A 2,651-nucleotide genomic window follows, 5' to 3' on the forward strand; every position below is an offset into this window, starting at 1 on the left:
CATTTAAACCTGATGGCAAAAGAGTAGATCAGCCTACACTTTTAGGCAATGCTGTAGCCATATTAAAAGGCACTGATGCAAACGACAAACGTGTTTATGTGGTGAGCGGACACCTCGATAGCCGAGTTACCGATGTAATGAACAGAACCAGTGATGCACCTGGCGCCAATGATGATGGCAGTGGTGTTGCGGGCGTAATTGAGGCTGCAAGAATTATGAGTCAATTTAAATTTTCTGCCACCATAATTTTTGTAGCCGTAAGCGGTGAGGAACAATCGTTATTAGGCTCTGGTTTTATGGCTGCAAAAGCAAAAAAAGAAAACTGGAATGTAGATGCCATGTTAAACAATGATATGATTGGCAGCAACAACAGTAGCGAAACGCAAATCATCGACAATACCAGGCTCCGTGTATTTAGTGAGGGCTTACCCAGCTTTGATCTGGATAAAAATGCGAAGAGCATCCGTCAGTTTGGTTTAGAAAACGATGGCAAAAGCCGTCAGTTGGCACGGTATGTTAAAGAAATTGGCGAGCGTTATGTAGATCAGTTAGAAATTAAATTAATTTACAGGAACGACAGATTTCTCCGGGGTGGAGATCATACTCCATTCGTAGAAAATGGATTTACAGCGGTTCGCATAACCGAAATGAACGAAAACTTCGATCACCAGCACCAAGACCTTAGAACTGAGAAAGGCGTTAGGTATGGCGACCTTCAGGAATTTATGGATTTCGAATATTTACGTAAAAATACAGGTGTAAATATTGCGGTTTTGGCCAATCTGGCCAAAGCACCCTCAAGCCCTAGCGAAGTAAAAGTTGATGTAAAAAACCTGAGCAACTCTACCTTTTTATACTGGAAAGCACCTGTTAATGGCGCAGTAAAGGGCTATTATGTTTTAATGCGCGAAACCAGCAGCGCCATTTGGGAAAAGAAATTTTTCACTTCTGCCACCGAATTACGATTACCTTATAGTAAAGACAATTATTTATTTGCGGTACAAAGCATCGGAAATGACGACACTGAAAGCCTACCAATAGTGCCAGGAATTGGCAGGTAATAAAACTTTTGGGGTTTACCGTTGTTTAAACTCAAATTTAGCGCATGAAATTTAAACCTGTAGCTTTTCTTGTAAATATAGCCATCACACTGGGTGTTGGTGCTTTAGGAGGGTGGGCAACCGCTCAATCAGTTAAAACCTGGTACCCAACGTTAAACAAACCGTCCTTTAATCCACCAAACTGGCTTTTTGCACCTGTTTGGACTACACTATATATACTTATTGGTATTGCGGCTTATCTGGTGTGGATTAGACGCGATAAAATTGTTCATTTCCCGCGAACAGTTGCCATTTATTTAATCCAGTTAATTTTAAATTTGGGCTGGTCGTTTATTTTCTTTTACCTGCACGAGCTAGGTTTTGCCCTGGCCGAAATTATTTTACTGTTGATCATCATTGTCATCAATGCATCCATGTTCTATAAAATAAACAAATGGGCGGGTTTAATATTCATCCCCTACATCCTTTGGGTAAGTTTTGCATCATTTTTAACATACAACATTTTCATATTGAACTAATTTTAAAAGAAAACCCTATTTTTAAGGGTGGTAACTTTTAAAAGATTTTTGCTGATCCTCTTCGTTCTGTGCTGTAACCAATTGCAGGCGCAAAAGGTAGGTCTTGTGTTTAGCGGTGGTGGCGCAAAAGGATTGGCGCACATTGGCACATTAAAGGCTTTAGAAGAAAACCACATCCCTATCGATTACATTACAGGCACATCGATGGGTGGCATAGTTGGCGCCATGTATGCTGCAGGTTATAGCCCGGCGGAGATAGAAAAAATTGCACTAAGCAACGACTTCCAAAATTGGGTAAATGGGCGGTACACCAGCGATTACACCTTTTTCTTTCAGAAAAATGCGCCCAATGCCTCTATGCTTAGCGCAAAAGTGGCAATTGATACGGGTTTCCATTTTAGCTTCCGTTCTAACCTCATTAACGATATTCCATTAAATTTTGCCTTTCTTGAGCTTTTTGCCCAGGCTTCAGCCGTTTCTAAAGACAATTTCGATAATCTTTTTGTTCCCTATCGTTGTATGGTTGCAGATGTACTTTCGCAAAAAAGTATCACAGTGAGCAAGGGAAGTTTAGCAGAAGCAGTAAGGGCAACCATGACGGTTCCGATTATCTACCGGCCCATTAAACTARATGGAAAATATGTTTTTGATGGGGGGCTTTACAATAATTTCCCTGCTGATGTAATGGAAAGAGACTTTAAGCCTGATTATGTGATCGGCGCCAATGTTTCTTCAAAAACCTATAACGAATACCCTAAAAACATCGACGATCGTTTAATGAACCGCTTTTTGGTATACATGTTTCTATCCAAATCAGATTCAACCATGATCGGAAAAAATGGCGTATACATCCAGCCCAATCTGGCTACTTATAGCGTAACTAATTTTGCTCCTGTAGAAGAGCTGATTAAAAAAGGCTATGATGCAACAATAGCCGATATGCCAAGGATTAAAGCTTTAATCAGCAAAAGAGTGAGCGATGAAGAACTGGCACAAAGAAGGGAAAAATTTAATGCGAGAAAGCCAGATCTAAAGTTCAGCAACATCATTGTAACCGGTGTAAACAGTCAGC

3 protein-coding genes are annotated in these 2,651 nt (G+C 40.4%); all 3 read left to right on the forward strand.

Translation table 11 applies throughout. From position 1 onward, the window contains the following. Positions 1-1,061 (forward strand): M28 family metallopeptidase (locus tag AC1DPQ_RS24075; RefSeq protein WP_477611116.1); only part of this gene is annotated, 1,061 nt, incomplete at its 5' end. 44 nt (positions 1,062-1,105) lie between these two features. Further along, positions 1,106-1,579, forward strand: a complete 474-nt coding sequence (locus tag AC1DPQ_RS24080; RefSeq protein WP_477580902.1) for a TspO/MBR family protein — start codon at positions 1,106-1,108, stop codon at positions 1,577-1,579. Between the two features lie 48 nt (positions 1,580-1,627). Then, positions 1,628-2,651, forward strand: a 1,024-nt coding sequence (locus AC1DPQ_RS24085) for a patatin-like phospholipase family protein (protein WP_477611117.1), incomplete at its 3' end; no start/stop codon positions are given.

The sequence above is a fragment of the Pedobacter sp. 01T416_2 genome, from assembly GCF_056398925.1.